3 protein-coding genes are annotated in these 2,995 nt (G+C 69.8%); all 3 read right to left on the reverse strand.

Going from position 1 to position 2,995, the window contains the following annotated elements; genetic code table 11:
- Nucleotides 1-179 precede the first annotated feature (179 nt).
- Nucleotides 180-1,364: an ABC transporter permease gene (locus ACOADB_RS03835; protein WP_378596605.1), complete on the reverse strand. Its 1,185-nt coding sequence runs from the start codon at nt 1,362-1,364 to the stop codon at nt 180-182.
- Complete coding sequence (locus tag ACOADB_RS03840; protein WP_378596606.1) at nt 1,361-2,065, reverse strand: ABC transporter ATP-binding protein; 705 nt, start codon at nt 2,063-2,065, stop codon at nt 1,361-1,363. The genes ACOADB_RS03835 and ACOADB_RS03840 overlap by 4 nt, the downstream gene beginning before the upstream one ends.
- On the reverse strand, nt 2,062-2,995 hold a 934-nt coding region (locus tag ACOADB_RS03845; protein WP_378596607.1), incomplete at its 5' end, for a hypothetical protein. The genes ACOADB_RS03845 and ACOADB_RS03840, both read right to left, overlap by 4 nt.

Below are 2,995 nucleotides of genomic sequence, written 5' to 3' on the forward strand. Positions count from 1 at the left end.
GTCCACGAGCGACCAGGAGGCGCCGCGGCGCACGAAGACCAGCTTGCCGAGCGTGGCCCGCGCGTCGTCGTACACATGGACGGCGGAGCCGACGCGCACCCGCAGCACGGAGCCCTCGGCGACGCTGGCGTCGTCGAGCACCTCCGGGTCGGGAGCCACCGCGGTCATCGCTCCCCACGCTAGCGACGGAAGGCGTCCACCGGCTCGATGCGCGCCGCGCGGGCAGCGGGAAGAAGACCGGCGAGAACTCCGATGAGTACGCCCGCTGGCGCGGATCCGAGCAGCAGCCAGGGCTCCATCGTCGGCGTCCACTGCTGCAGGTAGGACACGCACAGCACGACCAGCTGGCCCAGCACCCCACCGACCAGCCCGCCGAGGAGACCCAGCAGGCCCGCCTCGAGCAGGAACTGCGTGAGGATGTGGCGCGGGAGGGCCCCCAGGGAGCGCCGGAGGCCGATCTCCGACACCCGTTCCATGACCGAGATCAGGGTCACGTTCCCGATGCCGATGGCACCGACCAGCAGGCAAACGGCGGCGAGCGCCAGGAACAGCTTCTCCAGGTCACGTGACACCGCGACATCGAGGGCCTTGGCCCGCGGTGTGTACTTCGCCTGCAGCGAGGACGGATGCGCGGGGGCGACGGCGAGGGGCGCCTGCCGGGCGATGGCTTCGACGGCTCCGAGATCCGTCGTGATGATCATCTGCTCGCTTCCGTCAACGACGTGACGCCGCGCGTAGTCCAGCGGAATGGTGACCGACGTGGCGGTCACTTCGTCGTACTCGGCGGTCCTGACGATCCCGACGACGAGGAAGGCATCACCGTTGACGAACAGGTACGGCAGTTCCTGGAGGTCGTGGATCCCGAAGTACGTGGCCACTCGCTCCCCGATGACCGCGACCCTGGACTCGGCGAGGGAGGAGTCAATGACACGGCCCTGGAGGAGCTCCGGCCGCACGGCCCCCCAGTAGCCGGGACTCACGCCGAAGACAGGGAAGCCTGCGGCGTCCGACGAGGTGTCCGGACCGTTGGAACGACGAGGCGTGAATCCCGTGTCCAGGGTGATGCCCGCCGCCTTCGCGCCCACCAGGTCGGTGACGGCCGTCTCGGCCCGGTCCGGAAACGTGGCCCGGGCGACGGTGTCGGCGTACTCGAGCCCCACCCGCGTCGCGTCGCGGGACGAGAAGGTGTCCGACACCTGGGCATTGGTGGTCGACGCGAGCCCCAGGACGGCAACGAAGGCACCGATCCCCAGGATCGTGCCGAGGGCCGTGAGCACCGACCGAACGGGCCGCCGCGTGACCCCGTCGACAGCTTCACCGATGAGCCCGCCGCGGCGGACGGCCGATCGCATCTCGCGCTTCATCGCGCGTGGACATCCGAGGGCGAGATCTCGCTCAGCACGCCGTCGCGCAGGAACATGCGACGGTCTCCCACGGCAGCAATGTCCCTGTCGTGGGTGATGAGGACGATCGTGGATCCGGCCGCGTTCAGCTCGCTGAACATCTCCATCACCACGTCGCTGTTCTGCGTGTCCAGGTTGCCCGTCGGCTCGTCGCACAGAAGGACACTGGGCGTGCCGACGATCGCCCGTGCGATCGCCACTCGCTGGCGTTCACCACCGGACATCCTGGACGGCAGCTGCATCGCACGGTCCGCGAGTCCGACCCGTTCCAGGGCGGACATGGATTCCTCGCGCGCCTTGCGTGCTGGTGTCGCGCGGTAGAGCAGCCCCATCATCACGTTCTCGACCGCACTCCGGTCGGCGAGCAGCTGGAAGGACTGGAAGACGAACCCGATCTCGGTGCCCCGGAGCCAGGTGCGCTCTCGTTCACCCAGGGTGGAGGTCTCCACGCCACCGAGCTCGTAGGTACCGCTCGTCGGTCGATCCAGGAGCCCGAGAAGGTTGAGCAACGTCGACTTTCCCGATCCTGACCGGCCCTGCACGGTGAGGAACTCCCCGGGCTGGACATCAAGGTCGACAGCTCGCAACGCGTCGAGGGGCGGCGGGCCGACGAACTGCTTCGTGAGCTGGCGAAGAACGATGACCGGAGCCGAGGGGCTCACCGCTTCGCCCCGATGACCACGTCGTCGCCGACGACCAGCTTGTCCCCGTCGAGGGGGCTGACCACCGCGAGCCCGTCCTCCGCGTCCTCGACGCGGACCCGCACCACCTGCTCGCGACCAGCAACCGTCCGACGCACATAGGTCCCGTACTTCGCGGACGTCAACAGGGCCGACGCAGGCACCAGCAGCCCTTCCGGCCGATCGGAGGAAACGCCGAGCTCCACCTCGGCCTTGGTGCCGACCGATCGCGCCGAGATCGGCTGGTCCGTCACGACGGTCACCGGCGCGTGCACGCCCAACTCGTCGGACTCGGTGACCGCACCGACCCGTTCGACCCTGCCGGCGAGCTCGTTGCCCGTGCTCAGGACGCGGACGCCCACCTCGGTGCCCGGCGTGAGCGTCGCAGCAACGTCCGCAGACACGGCGACCTGGACGACGGGCTTGCCTGCCGCCAGGGCTCCCCCCTTGTCGGCCACGTTGTCGCCAACCCTGCCGGGAAGGTCGATGACGTGGGCCGGCAGCTGCGGCACGAACACGAGCTCCGCGGCCGACGCACCCGCGCCTCCGGTGGCCGGGGCAGCGCCGTCGAGCACCGGGGCGTCGTACCCGGCATCCGAGTACAGGTCGGCGACCGCGGCCTGCGTCGATGGCCCGAACTCGCCACTCCTGTCGGCGACGGCGCGTCCTGACTTCCGCAGCGAGGCCTGCAAGGCAGCCACGTCCCTGCCCGTGTCCCCCGGGCGCAGGTCCCGCAGCATCGGGATGCGGCCCGGAAGGACGATCACGGGTCGGTAGGCCACCTCGAGGAGAACCTCACCCGCGGTGATGGTGTCCCCGATGCGCTTGACCGCCCGTGTCACCACCGGCGGCAGGCCGTCCGATGGAGTGGGAACGGAGACCGGGATCCTTCGTCTCCAGTCGACGAGTCCC

The organism is Nocardioides sp. CPCC 206348 (genome assembly GCF_048654705.1).
Taxonomy (GTDB): domain Bacteria; phylum Actinomycetota; class Actinomycetes; order Propionibacteriales; family Nocardioidaceae; genus Nocardioides.